Origin of the sequence: Mesorhizobium sp. M7D.F.Ca.US.004.03.1.1, from assembly GCF_003998635.1 — a bacterium.
GTDB classification, from domain to species: Bacteria; Pseudomonadota; Alphaproteobacteria; order Rhizobiales; family Rhizobiaceae; genus Mesorhizobium; species Mesorhizobium loti.
Genome location: NZ_RZQG01001184.1, coordinates 1 through 1,560, shown reverse-complemented (window position 1 = coordinate 1,560; position 1,560 = coordinate 1). Strand labels below are relative to the sequence as shown.

General features: G+C 59.2%; 2 protein-coding genes. One reads left to right on the top strand and one right to left on the bottom strand.

Features of this window, described 5'->3' with window-relative positions:
- A partial coding sequence (locus EN935_RS35345) for a type IV secretion system protein (protein ID WP_245489134.1) occupies positions 1–708 on the bottom strand: 708 nt, incomplete at its 3' end.
- A 254-nt stretch (positions 709–962) separates the two neighbouring features.
- Here EN935_RS35345 and EN935_RS35340 point away from each other — a divergent pair.
- Entirely contained in the window at positions 963–1,406 is a 444-nt protein-coding gene (locus EN935_RS35340) for a hypothetical protein (protein WP_245469050.1), read from the top strand.
- Positions 1,407–1,560 lie beyond the last annotated feature (154 nt).

Sequence of the window (1,560 nt, the reverse complement as noted above, 5' to 3'; positions counted from 1 at the left end):
GTCGAAACGCCATTCGTTCTTGAGCGGTGTTGAGGTGTAGCGGAACTTTATCACCGCCACCCAATTGTCGGCGGTGGATGAATTGTCCCGCCGCGTCGTCGTGGCAAAGCGCACCGAGGCCGTGTTGCGATTGAGCAGGGAAACCGACTTGATCTCGACCGCTACAGTGACATTGCGGCCATAGGTCTTGTCGAGCGATTGCGGATTTGCTGGCGTGTACAGCCATGTCAAATCCTTGGACGCCGCGTCGGTGGAGTACAGCTGCGCCAGGTCGTAATTCTGTTTCAGTTCACGGGAATCGTAGGTTTCGCGGGCCCTGATGTAGCGCACAAGATTGGCCGCCGTGACGGCCTCGTTCTGCGATAAATCTCCAGGCTTGAGCGCGCGCATGATCTCGAGGTAGCCCGTCGATTTGTCGACCTCTACAACGTACGGTTCGAACTGCCGGAGTGGCAGGATCAGCACGAGCGCCAGCAGCGACAGCACCGCAACCAGTCCCGAAATGCCGCTGACGACCCACGCCAATGTACGCGATCGGCGCATTGACCTGTGCGTGTCGTCTTCCCAGGTCGCGCCTGCCCTGTAATAGCGCTTGTCGACGAGTTCGCGGCTGCTGCTAGCAGGTGTTTCCATTGAGATTGACACTTTAGTATTGCCTCGTTTGCGCGACGATCCCGATCCCGATCGAGGGCCGCGATCGGTGATCATTCTTGTGTTCTAGGCCAGAGGCCTGGAGTTATCGCGCGCACCTTGCTGGATGGCGGTCCGGGTTGCGGCATCGGCCCTGGCTGCTCGCGAAGATCGAAAACTGTTTGTCGCGAGCTGCCGGGCGCCCCGAGCGGCGCGGCCTGCGGCCCATCGCGCGCCGGAATAGCGCACGGCATTCCTGCCGAACGTCCCATATGAGTAGCGAGCGCCCATGGTGCTGAGATACCCCCTCGTGCCACCCGCCGATCTACAAGTTGATTGCGGCGATGGAAGCTCCGGGTTTTGACTGGCCGACCTGTCCGCAAGCCAACTCCAGCGCGGCGAGATTTGAGAAGTATGAGGATTGTCCGTCTGGCTGGCAAGCAGTTGGCAGCTCCGAATCCGATCGGCCGGGCTTAGGTCAAGAACGGAACATCTGCCGCATCGCGGCCGATAGGCTCTCCTTGCCCGTTGTTTTCAAAAGCAACGCCCTCGGCGGGCATCATGGAGACGGTTCACGTCCGGTCCAAATCGAAATCGACGGTAAGGTGGTTGCGGCAACAATCCAGACCGCGGGAAACGATCGAGGGCATTCCCTTGGTAATGGCCCCACTTACTACACCATCCCTCGACCGATGCGCGGAAAGCCCTGGTTTATCGAGTATGATGACGCGAACGGCGTGCGCCAGAAAAGCTGGTTCACTCTCAACATCCCATGAGCCAGGCGATCACGCAGGACGAGGTGCTACGACGGTGACAATTTCAGGGAGGTTTGAAGTGTTCAAGGCGCTTCTCCTGTCCGCTGTGATTATGAACACAGGCACAGTGTTGGCGGTGGCTGGTCAGAGCGACAAGCCGCGATCAAACGTGGAT